Origin of the sequence: Candidatus Nitrosopumilus sp., from assembly GCF_040878665.1 — an archaeon.
In the GTDB taxonomy this organism is placed as follows: Archaea; Thermoproteota; Nitrososphaeria; order Nitrososphaerales; family Nitrosopumilaceae; genus Nitrosopumilus.
The window spans coordinates 33,789-54,899 of record NZ_JBBDLU010000009.1; the positions used below are offsets into that span (position 1 = coordinate 33,789).

Sequence of the window (21,111 nt, forward strand, 5' to 3'; positions counted from 1 at the left end):
TTCTTTGCAGGTGTTTTCTTTGCAGGTGTTTTCTTTGCAGGTGTTTTCTTTGCAGGTGTTTTCTTTGCAGTTTTTTCAGCCATGAATGTCGAAAATCAAGAGGTAGGGTGGCTTTTAAAGATTATGCAGAAGATGGTATTCGTTACAAATTTTTAAAATAAATTTTATCGATCAAAGTAGCCATCCAAGTCAACAAATAACTCATGACTTCATTTATCATCAATTAAATCATGAAAAGCCTATTGGAGGTGAGAGAATATAGCAACATTAGCAGATTACCAAATTATTGGAGATAGTGCATCATTGGCAAAAATCGGCGAACAGTCATTTACAGTGATATTCATAGAAGATTCAGATTACACACAAGGAGAGAATATTACAAAAGGAGTAAAAGTCACAACTAGGGAAGAATTTAGTGTTGATGGGAGTAAAATAAATAAATTCCATACAACACGAGTTGCAATAGTTAATCGATTCAGAAATGACAAGATTCGTGATGACATAAACAATAAACACATACCTTTGGGTCCAGTCAAATGCATCTCTGAAAAATCAGCATCAGGTAAAAATTTCTTCAATTTAGTTGATGCATAGAAAGGTTCTCCACCTTTTCTTTATTTTTAAAAGAAAGGTGGATAAAATGAAAACCAAGAATACTAAATGAAATCCCTACTTAACCATATGTCATTATTGAAAAGGACTACAAAATGACAATATTTGTTTTTTAGAATAACTACAATGTAATTGAAGGTACACAAAACATTTTCACTAGAGACTTTCATCTGAATTTACAAAGATTTTGGCAGAATGATATCCTGGGAAATGTGATGGTGCCGAGGGCATGATTTGAACAAGCGACAGCCCGGTCTTCAGCCGAGTGCTCTCCCAGGCTGAGCTACCTCGGCACTTGAAAAAAATAATTCTGTTGAGGAATTAAAGTTTGTCTTTTCAGATCTTCCATGGAATATCTTCATGATTAGTTCGTTTGTTTATTAGACGTCCAATAACAAACAACAAATCAGATAGTCGATTAAGATATTTTATACAATTAGAGTTAATCTCATCTTTTTCACTTAGTTGTACTGTCTGAGTTTCAGCTCTTCTCACAATGGTTCTCACAAAGTGTATTTGTGCAGCAGGAAGTGCTCCTCCAGGTAAAATAAAATTAGTCAACGAAGGAAGTTCAGATTCAAATTTATCTATATGGCGTTCCAATTTTTCAATCATGTCTAATGAGATCCTATTTTTTACGTCATTCATATTAGGATTTGAAAGATCTGCACCTACAACAAACAATTCATTTTGAATTTCTGTTAAAATTTGAACAATATCCTCATCTAGTGAATTTGTCAAAATAATTCCTAATGCAGCATTTGCTTCATCTACTGTACCATATGCAATAATTCTTGGATGAGATTTAGATATTCTAAAATTCCCTTGTAACCCTGTATTTCCATCATCGCCTGTTTTAGTATATATTTTCATAAACATAGTATTTCTGAAATACTATTATGTTATTCGCAAGTAACATGAAAATTCATTAGGCAAAGCCATTCAACAACACATGATGATATTTGATTTTTTAAAATCTGCTGTCAATCTAAAGACTGTATCAAGACAAGGGTGGGTAGAAAAATTATCCATAGATAATCCAGAATCAGTTGCAGATCATTCCTATTCTATGGCCGTTATGGGCATGGTCATATCGGATTTAGGAAATTTCAATACTGAAAAAATTCTCAAAATGATATTATTGCATGATTTAGCAGAAACAAAAGTTGGAGATTACACACCTGGAAAAATTTCTTATGAAAAAAAGAAAGAGTTGGAAAACATCGCATTTAGTGAAATTGTGGAAAAACTTCCCACAAATATAAAATTAGAGTATTTGAAAATTTGGCAAGAATACCAAGAAAAAAATTCATCAGAATCAAAAATGGTTCACCAAATTGACAAACTAGAGATGGCATTACAAGCAAGATCATATCAACAAAAAGGGCATTACAAAGAAATAGAATCTTTTTTTGAATCTGCAAAAAAAGAAATCACTGATCCAAAACTAAAAGAATTATTTAGACAGATTTTGGAAGAATGAATAATGCCAGATACAGAGAAAGATGAATTGATTGATGCACAAAAACAAGTGATTGGTATTTTATTTGAAATAATCAAGAGATTCCAAGCAAATAATGATCTGGATGAAGAGTATTTTCAATTAATTATAAAAGATGAGAAAAATAATGTTAGAATTAAAGAGATATTTGATGAACGAGCAGAGAATGCAAAAATTGCAACCAGATTACTAAAACAATTAGAAACTTAATTACTACCACAATTATCGTCAGAGATAACTCTCAGATGAGCAGTCTGTTGATATTTATCTTGAACATAGTTTGCAAGGTTTACAATCCTTACTTTTGGCTCTTTAGTTGTCCAACTACCTTCATTTTCAAACCAAAATTCAATTTCATCAAGATCATATCGTTCATTTTTTTCAACAAGGTTTTTGAAAATTATTTTAATTTCATCTATTTCAGATTCAGAAAGTTTTGATTTGTTTTCAACCATGGTTGTGATTTCATTTAGTTTGATTATAACATTATTTGTTAAAGGCATGAACTGATTAAAGTCTAGATTCTATAACAATCTTTTCCAGCGTTACTGTTTTTATAAGAATGAAATTATTTGAATTCATGCAGTATTTTCAGGCTTTAAAGATAGGTCAAAAAAGAGTTGCGTCAGCAAGAGAATATCTTAATACTTTAACTAATGGTAAAGCAATGCCTGCATTGGCATTAGTAACTGGCAATTCAAATGTATGGATGCCAGTTGGAGAGGAGAATCTTTATGCATTTGTAGATGAATCTGCAGGTTTTGTGTTGACTGATAATAGTGGATATATTCTTGCACTTGTTGACAAAACTGGATCTTCAAAAACAATTGTTCAAGGAGTAACAAAACAACAAAAAGAATTATTGGAAAAAGTATTTGAGAAAGACAATATCCAAAAATTTGATGGTAAAGTCATACTGCCAGTATAGCCTTGAAATAAAACGTAAAGCTTTAGTTATCATGTAATATAGAATAAGAAATGAGTAAATTTGCTCAAGAAATAGAAGTGGAAGGTCATTTGATTGACTCTTCGATTTTAACAAAGATCTTTGATAAAATTATGGATTTACAAGGCGAGTTCCAAGTTCAAGAAATTAAAATTGGTGAGAAAAAAGGAGACAAGTCATTTGCACGATTATTAATTACTGGGAAAAATCAAAAACATCTAGATGAAATTTTAGAAACAGTTTATCGTTTAGGTGCAGTATCTAAAATTCAAAAAGAAATAACATTAAAAAAATCTCCAAAAAATTGCGTAATGCCAGATAATTTTTACAGCACAACAAACAATCACACTCATGTGTTCCATAAAGGAAAATGGGTTTCAGTAGAAAATATGATGATGGATAAATGTATAGTTGTGAAAAGTGGAAGGGCATTTTGTGTACCAGTCAGAGATGTAAAAAAAGACGACTTGATAATTGTAGGAGAAAGCGGAGTTAAAATCACACCACCAGAACGCCCAAGAGAAGGAGTGAATGTTTTTGAATTTATGGGAAGTTCAAGCTCTAGTGAAAGGCCAACCCAACACATTGCAAAAAAAGTCGCAGATGATATTTACAACACCAAAAAGAAAGGTGGTAAAATAATCATAGTTGGAGGTCCTGCAATAGTGCATACTGGAGCAGATGATGCAGTATCAGAATTAATCAGATCTGGGTATATTGATGGGGTTTTAGCAGGAAATGCACTTGCAGTTCACGATATAGAATATGCGACGTTGGGTACATCTCTTGGAATGAATGTTCATGATGCAACATTGGCATATCATGGACATCGAAATCATATGGATACAATCAACGCCGTATTCAAAGCAGGATCAATTGCAAATATGGTAAAAACCAAAAAACTAACAAAGGGAATAATGTATGAATGCATAAAACGAAATATTCCATTTGTTTTAGCTGGCTCAATTCGAGATGATGGGCCATTACCAGATGTCATTACAGATGTTGCGCAAGCCCAACGTGAATACAAAAAAATTCTAAAAGATGCAAGCATGGTAATCATGATTTCAACAATGTTGCATTCAATTGCAACAGGCAATATGCTTCCAGCAAATGTCAAAGTAATCGTTGTAGATATCAATCAACCAACAGTTACCAAACTAATGGACAGAGGAACATGGCAAGCGTTAGGAATTGTATCTGATGTAGGTGCATTTTTACCAATGGTTGTACAGCAAATTAGAAAAAAGAAATGATCAAGGCATCAATCTAGGATGTAACAGATGCAATCCATCTGAATCAAGATTAATCGGGTGAATTTGTTCGCTATGTTTAATTCCACGCATTTTCAGAATCTGAATTGTTCGCTCCATGGTATCCTCAACTCTTGTATGTCTGAGTTGGATGATCCCTGATGTTACAAACCATTCTAGAGGAATTTCATCATTTTCAGAATATTCAGAAAGAAGTAAACTGGTTACTCCAAAATTTTCCAAGGCCTGAAGCATTCCTTGCAATCCCTGTCTCATGTAAAATTTATCATGATACTGCATGGCCAAAATTGTTATCGAATCAATAACTATTCTCTTGGCTTCAATTCGTTTTATGCTACTAAGAAGTAATTTTGTCAAGTGCTCAAAAGGCAATTGTTCTCCACGATACAGAGAATCGTCTTTTCCGATAGTATCATCATGAATTTTAAATGGTCTTGCATCAATCATTAAAATTTTATCTTGTGAAATTAAATTATCAAAATCCCATCCATAAGATTTGCAGTCATTTTTTACTTCTTCAATATTTTGAGCCATTGTAATGTAAACTCCAGGTTCATCAAAGTCAGTTGCGCCAGAATAGAGATATTGTAACCCAAATGTGGTCTTGCCGCTACCTGGAGGACCTGAAACTGTTACTGCCCTACCAGATTTCATACCTCCTGAAATCACAGAATCCAATCCGGGAATTCCTGTCTTTACTTTAGAATATGTTGAATCCATATCTATGGAAACACTAGCATAATTTTCTATATAAAGACGGAGACTAGTTTGATTCTAACAAAAGATTGTGGATAAAATTATAGGTGGATGTTCTTTGAATTTGTCCACAATGATTCAAAGAGTAATTTCATTGAATAGACCATGGATTTTGAATTAGTCCACATTGCAAATAACTCTTCACTAGAGTTTGCATTTTTGGTAAAAAACAACATTTCACCATTATCTTTTATGATAAAGCATATAGGTGATTTTCAATATCAGCACTAAGTTTTTTGATGTTCTTTCTTTCCAAATCATCAAAGATATACGCTGTTTTTTCTGAACATGCACTAAGTAATCTAAATTGTTGTTTTGATTTTACAAAAGATTCTAGGAAATCACCATGATATAATTTAAGATAATCTTTCTCAGAGCCAAGAATTAAAAATTCGTCATTATAACTATCAGTCATCTCGGTAATCTTTGAATGAATTTGATTGGAGCCTTGTAACATTTGGAATTTTTCATCAACCTCATCATGTATGGAATCAAAAGCTGGAATATCTTGCCATAATTTTGACAGACCTTCTTCCATTTGTTCTAATGTTTTTACTCGTTCTTTTTCAGAATTTACCAGAATCCATATTGCCTTGTCTAGAGGTAACGCTGTAAATTGAATAGGATGCTGAAAAGTCGCTGAAACAATTCCTTTGTTTTGTAATGCAGACAGTAAATGATATGTTTCAGTTCTGGGTAGTTTTAGTGCCCTACATACTTCAGGAGCAGTCTTTGCACCATATTTTCCAAGATAAATGAATACCTTACTTTGATTAGATGTTAATCCATATTGTAATAATTCTGTTTGAACTTTTTCAACAGATAGTTTGTACTCATACATTTGTGAGTCTGGTGTAGAGTCAAATATTGAAGTTTGTGTTGTTTCTTTTGCCATGTTTTTTCAGGATCCTCCGTTAGAATATACTAGTCTAAATTCATGTATAGCTAAATTTGTTAGATCGGCTTGATCGTTTTTGTCAGTTTTTTGAGTAAAACTCAATATTTGTTCAGGCATAATTATTCATTAAACTCCAATTTTTATCATGTTTTCAACATGTATTGCAGGTCCAGTATAGATCGATTTTAATGAAAAATTTTGCCTCATTCCAGATGATTTTAAAAATGCAATTTCCAGAACGCCGTCAGATCCTCTAAAAACAATACACACCATGTCTTCTTTAAGACCTTTTTCGATCACAGTTTTCAATGTAGCAAGACATCTCTGAAGATTTTCCAAATTGGTTTTTAACTCATCTATTGCTTTAAAATACAGCTCTAATTCTCCTTTCAAGCCAATTCCATTGTAAATATGAATCTCATTCAGATCATACCATTTGTCACTGACACCTTTACCTTTTCTTTTTCTCTCTGCTTTTTTCTTTATGTCTTGAGATTTTTCCTTTATTTTTTTAATCTTTGATTCCTCATTGTCTGGAGTTGTTTCAGCTTCTTCGTCATCAAGTGTTGTTTCAGTTGATTTTTTATCACCATGTATTGTTTCTAAAGATTTCTTTCCGGATTGTGAGCCATCTAATTTGGCTTTTAATGCCAAAAAATCAGGATCATCTGCAGAAAATTCTTCATTTGTCCTGATTTTCTCACCTAAAAGATTAGAGTAATCTTGAATAATTGTCTCAGTATCTTCAATCTCTCTTTCTAAACTAGTTTTCAGAGAATTGACTGAATTATATTTTTTAATTAGACTTATCAAGATTCATCAATTGGCACTAGTGATGGTAAGTTTTCTTTTAGTTGGCTTAATGTACTAAGTTGTTTGGTTGCTGTTCGCAAGAATGTAATTTTCTCAGTAAGATATGCTTTTTGAGTTTTAATTAATTCTAATAGTTGTGGAGTGACATATTCAACAATTTGTGTAATAACTTCTGGAGGATAATCCGTGAATTTCTTTGTTTCAGTTTTACCATTTATCAATTTGATTATTAATTTTAAATTTGGCAACATGGTGATAGTAGCATCTGGTGGAAGATTGAATATTGTTGGATGAACATTAGTTGAAAATCCTAAAAATTGAGTAATTACTTGTAAAGCATTATGCAGATCATCAATAACGTTTGTTTTTTGATCCTCTAACTCATAGATTTGTAATGATTCCTCCATCAGGGTGTTTAACTGTGTGAGTGTTTTTGCATTAATATCTGAAGGGTCTAAAGATAGATTTTCTCTAGATGGTTCTACTGTAGATGCATGATTATCTGCAGATTCTGAGGATTGCAATGATTATCGAACACTTAGAGATCACATTAAAAGTTGTATGTATTTTAATATTACAGAAGATAAGTGCATGCATGTTATATCATTACAATAAGATGAAGCCTATTTTGAAACGAGAATATTTAGAATTTATGATAAAATACTGATTAGTCAGTTACTGTAATTTTACCAATATCAATTTTCCTAAGGAAGGACTGTCCTGTTTCATCATATCCGCTTATGAATACATACATGTGGTAGTCCCCAGCAACTATTTTGTTACCTCCACTGAAATTTCTGTCGGGTCTGTCTTGAATTTCAAAAAAATATAAATTCATTACCTCACCTTTATCTACGAATATACTGTCTCTATCCTCATCTATCCTCCAAGTATTGCCACCTCCAGTATCACATTCATCTCCAATATCAGTGGAGTTAGCAGAGCAAACAATTCCAGCGTATGAAGGACCAACACTCAAATTTTCAAATATGGCTCTAGTTCCTTGATATGTAAACCAAGCACCAACATCCCCTGTATTTTGAGCAATTATTTTCAAAATCTCATCGTTATCATAAGTGAAAAAAGCCTGAAATTGTTCACTGGGTATAGGGAATTGAAGGTAAGTTGATTTTGGGTTAGACATTGTTTCATCGTCGATTCTGACAAGTGTGTCTAATCCATTCTTGTATACCAAGGTTACATGGAGTAGATTTTGGGCATCAATAATTATAGGGACAATTGTAGTATCTGAAAAAACATAATTAAGATATAATGAATCAGTATCATAATCATCAGATTCTAAAAGATTAAAAGAATCTTGGAATGGTATTGAAACGTCAGTCATGCTTATTATAGCTGGTTCAACGTAATTACCGTCTACATCAGTTTCGTAAATGAATATATCAATGACGCTTGCATCATCACCAAAATTTGCATTGTATAAATCAGTTACTTGTGGTTGGGATAATGCATGATCATTCCAATGCATGATGTCATCAAGATCTCCTTCAAAATATTCTCCCGAGCCATTAAAACCGATATTAATTTCCGTATTAACCCCATCCAAATCTACATTTAAATTTCCACTAGCCTCTATTTCAGTTGATTGTAATACACCATCAATATACAACTTACAATCATCAGATCCATCCCTTACAGCTACAACATGATGCCATTCACCATCATCTAATCTAGAATTACTAGGACAAACTGCAGCATTATCACTAGTAGGGCCACTTGGATCTCCATTACCGCTGCCATCATAAGAGAATATAATTTTACCACGATTGCCAGATGTGCTACCATCACCCATTTGAATCTGATAAAATTCAGCATCATGATAATCATAATCATTATCATTCCAACTAATCAACACATTTCTTGAATTACTATCGTATGGTATAGGTACTCGAAACCACAAAGATGTACTGTCATCTGCACCTTCTATATCGGCATAATCTTCACAGTCACTATCAGGTCCAGGACATGAATCATTATCCAAATCAAAAATACTTGTAAAACGATCATTACCATCAAAAGAAAAATATGAGCTCCCATCATGACTCCCTGAGGAATGAAACGTTGGATTAGTGCCATCTTTATCAAATCCATTTGTGTTTCCAGTAGAATCATTTTGTACATTATCGCTAGTTGTAAAATGAAATATCATGTCTACTGATCTGTCGTCATTGTCATCATTATACATAAGAGAATCAGGCAAATTTTCATGCATTATTTTTGAATAAATAGTCCATTGACCATCTGGAATATCTATTGCAGATGTGGAATTATTTGTAAAAAATCTAGGAACAGTCTCAGATAGTTTTAATGTTATTCCAGTTCTTTCAGCAGAGGTCGGAGATAATTGATACCCAGGAGATGGGACATCGACGGTTTCAGAATGAAATATAAGAAGATCATCAGACTCAACCAGTTCTTCCAAACCCAATGAGGATAAAGATGTGCCAGATGATAAAGCTGATACAACTTCTTTAATAGTTACAGCAGATGATGCAGTATTTGAATCAAGACCGCCAAGTAAAGATGATTCAAAAACAATCACATCACCATCATTCCCAGAAACAGTATAATCCCATGAAAAGGTAGCTGTTTCTCCAGGCTTCAAATTAGGATATGATGTTGGCGTAGGTCCACGAACTTTAACTGACGTACATCCAGTTACACTGCAATCAGAAAGATCAACAGTAGGTTCTTCAGGAGTTAAATTTAAAATTGGGGCGTTATTTGTGGAATTATTTGTTACTATCAATAATAAAGTGGTAACAAAATCTGTTGAAACAGTTTCAGGAATGGCTTTCATGTTAAGATATAGGCTTTGAGATCCTATCGAGTTGATGTAAAATGTTTTTACCATGCCTCTAGTTGAAACCACTTTAAATTCATAACCCTTGGTTTCATCCAGATCAAAATCTACCAAACTTCCTAAATCAGCTTGATCTCCAGGAGATATTGTGGTATTAACATCAAATTTCTTACTAGTTTCGAGAACTCCATCTTCTTCAATATAGATGGATTTAATTTCCAATGGAATCTCGCCAGAATTTGATATAACACCATCTAATTTTCCAGCAATATCTCGTTCCACAGATTGTATTTCAAATGCTTCATTCATTTGGTCTCGTTGCATAGTTTCTGAAACAATTAGCATTTCAGACATTTGTCCCATCAAATCCATACTATAAGAGACATAGGTAAGAGCACCAACCATTATAGCTGCAAGAAAGACAGTTCCTACAACAGCACTTAATCCTCTATGCTTTCTCATGGGACTATCTCCTGAGTTCTAAATTGATTCCCTCTATCGGTAAATACGATGATATCTATGTCTTGACCAGTAGTCCATGCATATGTTGCATTTGTTGAAAATGTTTCAGAAGGAACAATTCCTGCATCAGTATAGTAAAAATTAACTAAAGTTTCTAGAGTTGCCCCATCATCAAATCTCATTTGAGTCACATTTAATCCCAGTATTCCAACATTGGACATTGTAATGTTAACACAATTTCCAGGACAGGTTGCAGAGAACCAAACATTATCAAAAACTAGATCCTCATTTATTTTGTTTATCTGTGTATTGTATGTATCTTCCATTTCCTGTTGTTGTGCAGAAAAACTTGTTTGAGACCATCCCAACAACATCACACCCATAATACTTGTTGCAGATAAAAGAATGGCACTAGTTACAACAGTTGCAAGTCCTCTGCGATAATGTTTTTGATTTAGTATAAACATGTTAATTACCATCAATCAGCATTGAACTCATCTGAAAGTTATCCTATTATTACTAGTATGTAAGATACTATACTTACACCGTAGGCTGTATAACATCATTATTTTCTACATCAGAGACATCAGAATTTGTCACAGTATCAGATTGTTTTGAATCGGAATCTAAAACTGCATCAACTATTGTTTGGCTTTGAGAATTCTGAAAAACATCTGTATTTGAAATATCAAGATTTCCCATAGAACCAATTACATGTGGAGGACAAGAAACATTCAGATTTTTTGACAGTAAAAAGAATGTAGGAAAAAGTTCATGGTAAATCATAGTTAAAATTTTTGGGACATCATTTTCATCTTTTTCTAAAATTTCATTTCTTTCTTCAGAATCACCAGAAATTCGAGCGATTCCTTCTATTGCAAGTCGCACATTTTTTGGATTAGATAGTGCGGTAAATCCATATTTGAATACAGATAGATTTTCCCCATTATCCACCTCTTCGATGTTTGCTTCAATATCATATTTATCCAATTTAGTGATTGTAGGATCGTTTTTACTCATGGCAATGGAAGTAAGCTCGATTTGTGCATTCATTGTGAATGAATTTACAGAAAATTCATTATTACAATGTGTATGTAATATCCACACACACATAACAGCATTAAGTATATCCAGGTATAAAACAAGCGCCGTTGGAACAGAAAAACAAGCTAATTTCATCAACAAATCGATCTAGAATTAATTCAGATAAAGTGAATCTTTCAGTATCCATTTCCAAGATCAAAAAAGACACACACGCACTATCAAAGATGTATGATTTTAAAAAATACATGGATTCATCAGACATGACATTTCCTGAAGAGATGGATGAAATGATTCCAAAAGATACACCACCATACTTGGATAATGGCGAGCATTATGTAGAAAGAATTGGCAGAGCTTTGAAATTTTTCAAACAATGTGCATTGATTGGTCCGAGTGGAACAGGAAAGACACACATTGTATATCTTGTTGCAGAATTGGCAGGATTACCAATGTGGGAAATTAACTGTGGTCTTGCAACATCTGTTTTTGATTTGTTTGGAAGATATGTAGGGTTGGGAAAGGAAAACTGGATTGATGGGTTAATTACAGGATGGTGTAGAAAAGGCGGAATATTATATCTTGATGAAGCAAACATGATGAAGCAAGACGTTGCAACTAAACTCAATCCGTTGTTAGACCAAAGAGGTCATATGGTATTAACAGAAAAAGACAGTGAGATTATTCACAGACACAAACATGCATACATGATAATCAGTATGAACCCAGTATCTTCAGAATTTGCAGGTACAAAACCAATCAACGCTGCTATGAGGAGAAGAATGAGTGTGTGGTTGAATTTTGACTATATGAGTATCGGGGACAACATTGATGAAAAAGAAATCAAGATGGTCTCAGAGCGAGGTGGAATCCCATTAATTGATGCAGAAAGCATTGTAAAGATAGGAGCCAAACTCAGACAAGAATATAAAATGGGAGATTTACCTTATGGTCCATCAGTTGGAGATTTAGTTAATTGGGCAAAAATTTGTTCAGATGGTGCATCCGTTATAGAAGGAGGAGATGAGACACTAGTTCCAATGACCAGTGATGATCCAGAAGTTCAAGACGAAGTAAGACATATTGTCAAAAAAGTGCTAGAAAGCCAGGCTGCAGCAAGAAAGCAATAGGTGTACATAATTGAAAGATACAGTTCAAGACATAGCACACCAGCTGTTTTTTGACATTTGTGGAAAAGAACCTATGAATATTGACATGTTCTTTTTAGAGCAACAGTATTTTCCAAAAATTAACTATGAGCCAAGAATGACAGTGTATTTTCCCATGCCAAGACAAATACAAGGATTAGAAACAATTCAAGGTTGTATATTTTCAAGTCTAGAAAAATCACAACATACCATATTTTCGTTATTTTTTGCATCAGTTTGCCATGCTGCAGGCCATGCAAAAATAACTAATTTTTCAAACTACAAGCAATGGATGAAAGGTAAAAACAAAAAACGTGCATATGAGACATTTGAATTTATAGAAGACATTAGAGTAAACGAATTATTAGAAAAAGAATTTCCAGAGTATTATTCTGAAATTCAAAAAATTGAAGAGTATTTCAAAATTATCTACGAAAAAAAGACATTAGAAGACATCACCACATCATCAAAAAAAATATTTTCAAACACATTTCTTACAAAAATCAAAACTCAGAGAGAAATTTTAAAGAAAAAAATTCTAGACATAGATCCTAAAGACAAAGAAAAATTCATAGAAATAGCAGATACCATATACGAATCATCAAACATTTTATCTGATTATCAATTGCCTTTTGCAGATCATTATTCACATCCAAAAAGAATAGAAAAATGGAATGAAAATATCATAATCAATACAGATGGTGTGTTTTTTAATTTAGTTGAAAGATTCGGAGAAGTATGGTTTGAACAGTTAAAACGTAGAGCAAAAGTTAGGAAAAAATACGGTGGAATTACAGATGATTTAGAATTTGATAAGATTGACTTTGCACCCGAAAACATTGGAGAATATCTAAGACTGAGAAATGCAACACACTTGTTTTTGAAAAAAATGTCATCACAGATGAAGATGACTCCAAATGTAATGGATGAGGGGATGCCTGAAGACATGGGATTGTTACAGATGCAAGCTGCCATTCAAGCAGTGGCAGCACAAAATAACAGTATTCAGATCTTTGAGCAAGACGATTACAGGCGAATAGAAGAAGAATGGGCAATTGTGGTTGATACAAGCAGTAGTATGAGATTGAAATTTGATGAGATGAAGAAATTTGCTATTTGCCTAGGTGAGGCTGCAAATGAAGTAAATTCTAAAAATGGGAAATGGGGATTTTTCACATTTAACAATAATTTTACCATAGTAAAAGATCATTATGAAAATTATGATCAAAACTCAAAATCAAGAATTGGTGGAATTGAGATAAAGGGATTATCATTTATCGCAGATGCAGTAAAATTATGTTCTAGAATTTTGGAAAGAGAGAATATAGAACGAAGATATATTTTTTTGATTACAGACGGACAAGCCTTAGGGACTTATCAAGCAGATAAAAAGATGGAAGAAGCAATAGAAGCAGCAAGAAAAAAAGGAATCAGTGTTGTTGCAATTGGGATGCCTGCAGGAGTTACAAAGATTTTTTCAATGTGTATGCCTTATGAAGGATTGAGAAAAACAGTAGCTAAATTTCTTAATGCATATACATTGCTTGCAGGAGATGACATGTAATGTGACTTTTGTAAATATGACAACTGAAAAAAATATCCATAATTGGGAAGTTTGGTTCTGATTTTTATAACGATTATTAACATCTTAATTTGTTATTGAAACAATCCAAAAAACGTGCAATTAGTACAGTACTTACAACTGTCATCATCTTGGTGTCATCAGTTGTACTAGGTGCAGGCGTAATTTTGTATGGTACCAGTCTTTTCCAAAGTGGTACGCAAACAGAATCAATTTCAATTGATCAAACAAAACTTTGGGTGCATTCCACATCACCAGATGGGTTGACATGGGGAGCATCTGCAATTAGAAATTCTGGAGACAAAGTTGTATCAGTAGATCAAATCAAGGTAAGAGGTCAAGAAATTCCATTTACTCAATGGTACCCAGATACTGCAATAACGCCTAATTTGTATCAGCTAGAGTTGAACCATACAGGATGGGTTGGTGTCAGTGGCATGTTATTAGAAGATGACCCCGATGAAATCTGCAATGATGTTACATTCACACCAAACAACTCAATACAATCAGATTCAGATGGAGCAGGTGGCGAATTACCTATTTGTGCCAATTCCGCATCTGGTCCAGTAGCATTAAACCCAGGTCAATCAGCCATTATCTACTTCAAACTAGCTAATGGTACAATTACATCACTTGACTCTGGTATTTCAACAACTGTCAGCATATTTGCTGGCAAAGCTGGCGGTCCACAAACTATCACAATTGGCGCCAAATAGCATCAAATCGACATTATTTTTTCATAATAATTCAATTAAATGTTCAATTCAGGCACAAGGGAGTGAAATTAACTGATTTGTAATTCAAAAAAATTACATACGCGACTAGATATTCTATTAACCAAAAGTGCTAATAATAAAATGAAAACCAAACTAAGCAAAAAACGTGCAATAAGTACAGTACTTACAACTGTCATCATCTTGGTGTCATCAGTTGTACTTGGTTCAGGTGTTGTTTTGTATGGTACTAGTCTGTTCCAAGGCGGTACACAGACAGAAAACATTCAAATCGCAGGAACTAAGCTTTGGGTACATACTGAAGCACCTGATGGTTTAGCTTGGGGCGCAGCAGGAATTAGAAATACAGGAGACAAAGTTGTATCAGTAGACAAGATACAGATTAGAGGTGCAGATATTCCATTTTCATTGTGGTATCCAGATACATCTGTAACATCAAATCTTTTCCAACTTGCTCTTAACCATACAGGATGGTCTGGAGTAACTGGCAGTTTAGTGCAAGATGACCCAGATAGCGATTGTGGCACAGAAACACTACAATCAGATCTTGACGGTGCAGGTGGAGAAGCGGCTTTGTGTGCTAATGCAGCATCAGGTCCAGTATCTCTTAATCCAGGTCAATCAGTCATGATCTACTTCAAATTAGTTAATGGCACAATCACATCACTTGACTCTGGTATTTCAACAACTGTCAGCATATTTGCTGGCAAAGCTGGCGGTCCATCAAGCATTACCGTAGCAGGCGTATCCCCTTAGGATAAGAGGGATTTTTTTATCTTATCCAAAAAATATTTTTCATTATTTTTAAAATCCCTAATTGTGTGTATTGTAATGTTTCATACTGTTCGATATAACCAAAAAACCAAGAATAACTTTGTTATAAAATGGGGAAAAAGAATGAAGAGCAAGGGCTAGAGACATTTTTAAAAAGTGAATTTCTATCAGAGTTAAACAACGAAACCCCAAAAGGGTCCGTATTATTAGAAAAATATCCTCTAAAACCACCATTTAGTTATGCAAATATTCTTCAAGACCAAGAAACAGGAAGTATATCATATCAAGTTGATGAAATTAAATTAAATCAGGCAGAACAAATTGTGTATAATCAGCTTTATCGACTAATAGAGGAAAATCTTGATTCACCAGAAAATATTGAAAAAGATTTCGGATTCATGTCATTTGTAAACAAAATCCTTAAAGAAAATAAAAAATTATTTGAAGAGCAACCTCTAGCAAGTATTGAAAAGGTCAAATATTATCTTGAAAGAGATATTGACGGATTTGGAAATATTGATCCAATAATGAACGATCCAAACATAGAAGACGTCAGTTGCAGCGGAATTCTCACACCGGTTTATGTATGGCATAGAAAATACGACAGTATTCCATGTAATGTTACCTTTGAAGATGAAAAATTAAACTCGTTTGTATCAAGAATAGTATTTAGAGCAGGAAAACACATCAGTTCAGCACATCCAATTTCAGATTTAGCATTGCAAGGCAACCATAGAATTTCTGTTTTATATCAAAAAGAAGTTACTCCAAAGGGAACTAGTTTTACTATAAGAAAATTCAAACAGGACCCATATTCAGTAGTCGATTTAATTTTATTTGGAACAATTAGTGTGGATATTGCAGCATATCTGTGGATGTTGATGGAAGAAAAGATGTCTATCATGGTAATAGGTTCTACAGGAAGTGGAAAAACAACCATCCTAAATGCAATTACGGGTTTAGTTAATCCTGATTATAAAATATTCTCAGTCGAAGACGTAGCAGAAATTAACATCAAACATGAAAACTGGTTTAGTTTAGTGTCCAGAGTAGGATTTGGAAATGATGGAGAAGGAGAAATTGGATTGTATGATTTGATTAAATCAGGTGTAAGACACAGACCTGATTATATCGTAGTAGGTGAAATCAGAGGGTCAGAAGCATATGTGATGTTTCAAGCAATGGCAACAGGCCACGGAGGATTGTGTACTATGCATGCAGACAGTTTAGAATCTGCAAGTAAAAGATTGCAACAAAAGCCAATGGACATTCCTGCATCATATATGGCATTGATGAATTGTGCAATTGTAATTAGAAGAGTCAAAGGTCAGGACGGGAAAAGTACTAGAAGAGCAATATCAGTTCAAGAAATCAAGACATCAGATTCATTTCACAATGCATTCAAATGGGATCCAAAATCAGATTATTTCATTCCTCAATTAGAAGACAGTGAAATGCTAGGTAGGATTTCAACTCAAACAGGAAAAAGCATGGATGAAATTTTAGAAGAATTTGAAAGAAGAAAAATAATTTTACAATGGTTAGTTCAAAGAGGAGAGAGAGCATATGATAAAGTTGCAGAAATCATAGGCAAATACTATAGAGATCCTCAAACACTCATAAAGAAAATTGAATATGGTGTATAGAATTGTCATTTTTAAAAAAAATTGAAGGAAATGACAAGAAGAAAAAATCTAACAAAAAGATAGATTCAGAATTACCATTTTTTATCACAATAGTTACATTACTGGCAACAAGTGGATTTGGTCCATATACAATATTTTTAAAAATTAAAGATTTGGATTTATTACCAAATGTTAGACTAGAATCAATGAAGATTTTAAAAAGAATTGACATTCTAGGAAAGGACCCACTAATAGTAATGTCTGAAACCAATGAAAGAGGATCAAGTTTCGGGGATTTTCTAAATGGATGGGTTTCAGCTATTCAAAGCGGAGGAGACGTAGTCAATTATCTTACAACAAAAATGAATTCAGCATTTGAAATATATGAATCTCAACAGGGAGAACTTGCAAAAAAAGTTGAAACTGTAATAGAAACTTACATGACTATGCAAGTGGTAGTATTGGCAGTTTACATCATTATTACTGCAACATCTACTGATGGAGTAGGAACAGCACCTGGTCCTAACGACATTGATCCGCTATACATGGTAATCATAATGCCACCACTAGTGTCAACTTTCTTTTTGTTTATTGCACACAAGTTAAACAAGTCAAAAGTAAAGGAGTTAGATTGGAAGAAAATTTTGACATTTGGACTCCCAGGAATATTGGCAGCTGCTGCATTAAATCCGTTGAGCATACTTCCAGATTACAATTTGTATGTTTTAGGAATAGCCTTGATAATATCTGCAATTTGGCCAGCAATAAATTTTAAAAATAAATATCAATTTTCATTGGATGCAGAATCAGGCACAGCACAAATTATGAGAGATGTAGCAGAAGCACGAAAAGCAGGACTAGGACCAGAAAAATGCGTCATCAGAACAACCAAAAGAAAAGATTATGGATTATTCAATAAAGTTGCAAACGGAATTGCAAATAAATTGGAATGGGGTATGACACTAGATGACATTTTTGGGTTCATTAAAAAAGAAGTATCTAGTTTCCAAATTCTAATTAATTTCAAGGTTTTATTTGAAATCATTTCTGCAGGAGGAGGTAATGTGAATACTCTTAACACATTGGCAGGAGTCGCAGAAAAAATGCACAATATTGAAAAAACAAAGAGAGACAAATTAAAGCCATATGTCATGGTAGGTTTTATGTTAATTGCCATTACAGGATTTACGACATTACTTGTCATAGAATCCCTAACAAGTTTAGGAGCACAGCTTGAAAAAGACGATGTGAAAAGAGCTGCCCTAGAATTTGAAGCAAAATCAAGATTTGAGTTATTAGGAATAGCAATACTAGTCCAATCATGGATTTCAGGATTATTTTTAGGAAAAATTACTACAGGATCCTATTCAGGAGGATTCATGTATTCAATATTTTTAGTAGGCATATCAATTGGAGCCATACTTATCATTCAAATGAAAATTTTCAGTGTCTCGGCAATATTCGGATAACTGTATGTATTGTAATGTTTCATACTGTTCAATATAACAAAAATCTTTAAACATATTTCAAATTGAAATCATATTTTCTTTTATGCAGTATTGTTTTGAGCATGTTTGTTATACCAGCAAACGCTCAAACTACATCAGAGTTTGGATATCAGTTACATCCTGAAAAATTATTAGAAAACACAGAAGGGACATTACAGATTTTTGTCACATCTAATGAAATGATGGTTCCAAAAGAAATTGAAAATCTAAAGGTAATAAGCTCAGACAATTCAATTATTCAAATTTTATCTGTGGAGGAAGATGGGAATGGATTCACAAAGGATATCATAATTAAAGCAAAGAAACCTGGAATAACAAATATAGTATTAGCAGCTCCGGGCTTTTCATCAAAAGAGATAACGTTACAAGTATTCAACAATAACAATCATCCGACGCAATTATTGATGAAAACAACACCTGAAGAATTTCCAATTGATGGACCAAGATATGGACATATTGCTTTGGAGATAGCTACAACTGGGGGATTACCCACACTTGCATCAGATGACATTATGATACATCTAGACACACCAAATAAAGATGTGATAAAACTAAAAGATTCAGATGTCATAATTTCTGCTGGTAATTATTATGTAATAACAGAATTCGAAATCATAGGATCTGGAGATGCAATTATATTTGCAGAAACTAATGGTATGAAAAAAATCAGTAACATAGTAAATATACTTGAAGCTTCAACTCCACTGAAATTACAATTATCTGTTTTTCCAAAAAACTTTAACAGTTTTAGTGTAAACACTGGATTTGCCATCATTCAATTATTAGATTCTGATGGAATTCCAGTCATAGCTGAAGAAGACATTAATTTTAAATTAAAAGTTGAGAATCCAAATGTTTCAGTTAACACTAGTCATAATTTTGAAGAAGTGACTTTTGATAAAACTCAATTAACAATTGAAAAAGGTAAATATTCAACATTTACAAAATTTACCCCTAGACCCAACATTGGTGAATTTACAGAGTCGTTTGAACAAGAATATAGCATGTATATTTCAGCAAACAATATTTTGACAGGGGGGGATTCATTCAAAATTACTCATGATGAAATAGGAGCACTGGAGGGAGAAGGTCCATCATTTACAGATGTTTTACCATTTCTCACTACAGGAAATGAAGAGATTATAGCAGTAACATATTATGAAACAGATATAGAAGTTTCAAGACAAACAGGAACAAGTCTTCAAGGAACTACAGGCAGGGAATTAGTTACAGTTACAGTACCGGTTCAAGCAAAAAATGATCATGAAGTGAATTTTTCTTCATCTGAATCAGATACAGTAAACCCGATTAATCCAATAATGAAAAAAGGTCAAAATGCAGTGATTGTTTATGGAAAAACTGGAACCATCGCATCAGATGACTCAATAACTTTTTACATTACTGATAATGAAGGTGTCAAAACAATTACAGGGAATGCAATTGGTCCAATTAGAGATGGGATTTCTCTTAGAGTAGAACCACTTGTACCGATGATTTTAGCAGAAAATCAGTTTCCAGCACTAGCCTATCTAGATGAATCTGGAGAGGGGGAAGGAGAAGAGGTTGTAAATACAGACGAAGGAGAGGAAGGAGATCCAAGACTAGGAGTAACTTATTTTATTGAAGATGGGATACTTACTTTTTCAGCAAATGATTCTGTAGATGTAAATTCCTTGATTATTAAAAGAAATCAACCATACGCAATAATGGATATGATGTCAAATGAAGTTGGAACAACAACGATATCATATCAGATGGGGGGGTTTGATGGAGTCACAAATATTGTCAGTCATACAACCGATCCAGCAGAAGTGTATCTTGCATTTCCAAAAAATATTTTGGCAAATGCTAATACTTTAGCAACAATCCAACTGTTAGATTCAGCTGGAAATCCAGTTTATGCAAAAAAAGATATTCAAATAAAATTAGTTTCAAATGATGAGAGAGTTTTACAAGTTCCTCAAGAGCTAACTATCAAAAATGGAGAATATTTTGTAACATTTGAATTAGAAACTACAAATGAAGGTAAAATTGAGCTTGCGTTACTTTCTGAAGATTTTGCATTATCAAAATATGAAATCAATGTGGTAGACATAAGCCCCATACTTTCACTAGATCTTTTAGGTACAATGAATTGGAATGAAAGAATTGAAGCAAAATTGTCAGTAAAAATACCCGAAATTCAAACATCATTGGCAGGATTTCAAGTTGAGTGGATTACTGAAGGAGGAGAAGTGAAATCCATAGAAGAAGTGACCAATAGTGAAGGCATAGCAACGCTAAATATTGTTGCAAATGATAAAGATACTGTTTCAATAACTGCCAAAGTATCAGGAAACGGACTTAGTTCATCAACCTTAACTAAAACTGCCACCATACTAAACATTCCAGTTGTAGAAGAAGTAATTGTAGAGGAATCAACTGGATTTGAACTAGATATGATGACTTTAATGTTGATCATAATTCCTGTTGCAGTAGGAGGGACGCTATTTTTCTTAAAGCGTATGGATAAATTAGATTTAATTACAGATAGAATTCCAATCGGAGATAAATTTGAAGAGATAAAAGAAAGAATTTCCGACATACGAAATCGTTAATTACATTAATTATAAA

Annotated in this window: 21 protein-coding genes and 1 tRNA gene; 12 read left to right on the forward strand and 10 right to left on the reverse strand. The window is 33.4% G+C overall.

What is annotated here, in order from left to right; genetic code table 11:
- Positions 1-303: 303 nt before the first annotated feature.
- Complete coding sequence (locus tag WDZ98_RS09775) at positions 304-594, forward strand: hypothetical protein (protein WP_368057896.1); 291 nt, start codon at positions 304-306, stop codon at positions 592-594.
- A gap of 234 nt (positions 595-828) precedes the next feature.
- Here the strand turns inward: WDZ98_RS09775 and WDZ98_RS09780 are convergent.
- Positions 829-905 (reverse strand) — tRNA-Phe (locus WDZ98_RS09780).
- Positions 906-948: 43 nt separating this feature from the next.
- The gene (locus WDZ98_RS09785) at positions 949-1,485 is read right to left on the reverse strand and encodes a cob(I)yrinic acid a,c-diamide adenosyltransferase (protein ID WP_368057894.1); all 537 of its coding nucleotides are present in this window, start codon (positions 1,483-1,485) and stop codon (positions 949-951) included.
- A 79-nt stretch (positions 1,486-1,564) separates the two neighbouring features.
- On the opposite strand from WDZ98_RS09785, the gene WDZ98_RS09790 reads away from it, so the two are divergent.
- The gene (locus tag WDZ98_RS09790; protein ID WP_368057892.1) at positions 1,565-2,095 is read left to right on the forward strand and encodes an HD family hydrolase; all 531 of its coding nucleotides are present in this window, start codon (positions 1,565-1,567) and stop codon (positions 2,093-2,095) included.
- A 3-nt stretch (positions 2,096-2,098) separates the two neighbouring features.
- Complete coding sequence (locus WDZ98_RS09795) at positions 2,099-2,323, forward strand: hydrolase (RefSeq protein ID WP_368057890.1); 225 nt, start codon at positions 2,099-2,101, stop codon at positions 2,321-2,323.
- Here WDZ98_RS09795 and WDZ98_RS09800 read toward each other — a convergent pair.
- Positions 2,320-2,616 carry a hypothetical protein gene (locus WDZ98_RS09800; RefSeq protein ID WP_368057888.1) on the reverse strand — a complete coding sequence of 99 codons (297 nt, stop codon included), beginning with the start codon at positions 2,614-2,616 and terminating at the stop codon, positions 2,320-2,322. The genes WDZ98_RS09795 and WDZ98_RS09800 overlap by 4 nt on opposite strands.
- A 77-nt stretch (positions 2,617-2,693) precedes the next feature.
- Here WDZ98_RS09800 and WDZ98_RS09805 point away from each other — a divergent pair, with 77 nt between their 5' ends.
- Both WDZ98_RS09805 and WDZ98_RS09810 read left to right on the forward strand, forming a co-directional pair.
- Positions 2,694-3,041, forward strand: coding sequence for a hypothetical protein (locus tag WDZ98_RS09805; RefSeq protein ID WP_368057886.1), 348 nt, complete (start codon positions 2,694-2,696; stop codon positions 3,039-3,041).
- A gap of 50 nt (positions 3,042-3,091) precedes the next feature.
- Entirely contained in the window at positions 3,092-4,315 is a 1,224-nt protein-coding gene (locus WDZ98_RS09810; RefSeq protein ID WP_368057884.1) for a TIGR00300 family protein, read from the forward strand.
- Here the strand turns inward: WDZ98_RS09810 and WDZ98_RS09815 are convergent, their stop codons facing one another.
- The 7 genes from WDZ98_RS09815 to WDZ98_RS09845 all read right to left on the reverse strand — a co-directional run bounded on the left by WDZ98_RS09815 (position 4,316) and on the right by WDZ98_RS09845 (position 11,139).
- A complete protein-coding gene (locus WDZ98_RS09815; protein WP_368057882.1) occupies positions 4,316-5,053 on the reverse strand; it encodes an RAD55 family ATPase in 738 nt (245 codons plus the stop codon). It abuts the gene before it with no gap.
- 226 nt (positions 5,054-5,279) lie between these two features.
- Positions 5,280-5,984, reverse strand: a complete 705-nt coding sequence (locus WDZ98_RS09820; protein ID WP_368060984.1) for a TrmB family transcriptional regulator — start codon at positions 5,982-5,984, stop codon at positions 5,280-5,282.
- 129 nt (positions 5,985-6,113) lie between these two features.
- Positions 6,114-6,800 (reverse strand): hypothetical protein, encoded by a 687-nt coding sequence (locus WDZ98_RS09825; RefSeq protein WP_368057878.1) that lies wholly within the window; start codon positions 6,798-6,800, stop codon positions 6,114-6,116.
- Entirely contained in the window at positions 6,797-7,324 is a 528-nt protein-coding gene (locus WDZ98_RS09830; RefSeq protein ID WP_368057876.1) for a hypothetical protein, read from the reverse strand. The genes WDZ98_RS09825 and WDZ98_RS09830 overlap by 4 nt, the downstream gene beginning before the upstream one ends.
- A gap of 143 nt (positions 7,325-7,467) precedes the next feature.
- On the reverse strand, positions 7,468-10,086 hold the full coding sequence (locus tag WDZ98_RS09835) for a LamG-like jellyroll fold domain-containing protein (protein ID WP_368057874.1): 2,619 nt from the start codon (positions 10,084-10,086) through the stop codon (positions 7,468-7,470).
- Positions 10,083-10,568 (reverse strand): hypothetical protein, encoded by a 486-nt coding sequence (locus WDZ98_RS09840; protein WP_368060986.1) that lies wholly within the window; start codon positions 10,566-10,568, stop codon positions 10,083-10,085. Before WDZ98_RS09840 ends, WDZ98_RS09835 begins: the two co-directional genes overlap by 4 nt.
- Before the next feature lie 58 nt (positions 10,569-10,626).
- On the reverse strand, positions 10,627-11,139 hold the full coding sequence (locus WDZ98_RS09845) for a hypothetical protein (protein WP_368057870.1): 513 nt from the start codon (positions 11,137-11,139) through the stop codon (positions 10,627-10,629).
- Between the two features lie 98 nt (positions 11,140-11,237).
- On the opposite strand from WDZ98_RS09845, the gene WDZ98_RS09850 reads away from it, so the two are divergent.
- The 7 genes from WDZ98_RS09850 to WDZ98_RS09880 all read left to right on the forward strand — a co-directional run bounded on the left by WDZ98_RS09850 (position 11,238) and on the right by WDZ98_RS09880 (position 21,095).
- Positions 11,238-12,257 carry an AAA family ATPase gene (locus tag WDZ98_RS09850; protein WP_368057868.1) on the forward strand — a complete coding sequence of 340 codons (1,020 nt, stop codon included), beginning with the start codon at positions 11,238-11,240 and terminating at the stop codon, positions 12,255-12,257.
- Positions 12,258-12,267: 10 nt separating this feature from the next.
- Positions 12,268-13,839 carry a vWA domain-containing protein gene (locus tag WDZ98_RS09855; protein WP_368057866.1) on the forward strand — a complete coding sequence of 524 codons (1,572 nt, stop codon included), beginning with the start codon at positions 12,268-12,270 and terminating at the stop codon, positions 13,837-13,839.
- 95 nt (positions 13,840-13,934) lie between these two features.
- On the forward strand, positions 13,935-14,573 hold the full coding sequence (locus WDZ98_RS09860) for a hypothetical protein (protein ID WP_368057864.1): 639 nt from the start codon (positions 13,935-13,937) through the stop codon (positions 14,571-14,573).
- A 141-nt stretch (positions 14,574-14,714) separates the two neighbouring features.
- Positions 14,715-15,347 carry a hypothetical protein gene (locus tag WDZ98_RS09865; protein ID WP_368057862.1) on the forward strand — a complete coding sequence of 211 codons (633 nt, stop codon included), beginning with the start codon at positions 14,715-14,717 and terminating at the stop codon, positions 15,345-15,347.
- Between the two features lie 128 nt (positions 15,348-15,475).
- Positions 15,476-17,011, forward strand: coding sequence for a type II/IV secretion system ATPase subunit (locus WDZ98_RS09870; RefSeq protein WP_368057860.1), 1,536 nt, complete (start codon positions 15,476-15,478; stop codon positions 17,009-17,011).
- 2 nt (positions 17,012-17,013) lie between these two features.
- Positions 17,014-18,459: a type II secretion system F family protein gene (locus tag WDZ98_RS09875; protein WP_368057858.1), complete on the forward strand. Its 1,446-nt coding sequence runs from the start codon at positions 17,014-17,016 to the stop codon at positions 18,457-18,459.
- A 95-nt stretch (positions 18,460-18,554) separates the two neighbouring features.
- Positions 18,555-21,095: a hypothetical protein gene (locus tag WDZ98_RS09880; protein ID WP_368057856.1), complete on the forward strand. Its 2,541-nt coding sequence runs from the start codon at positions 18,555-18,557 to the stop codon at positions 21,093-21,095.
- Positions 21,096-21,111 lie beyond the last annotated feature (16 nt).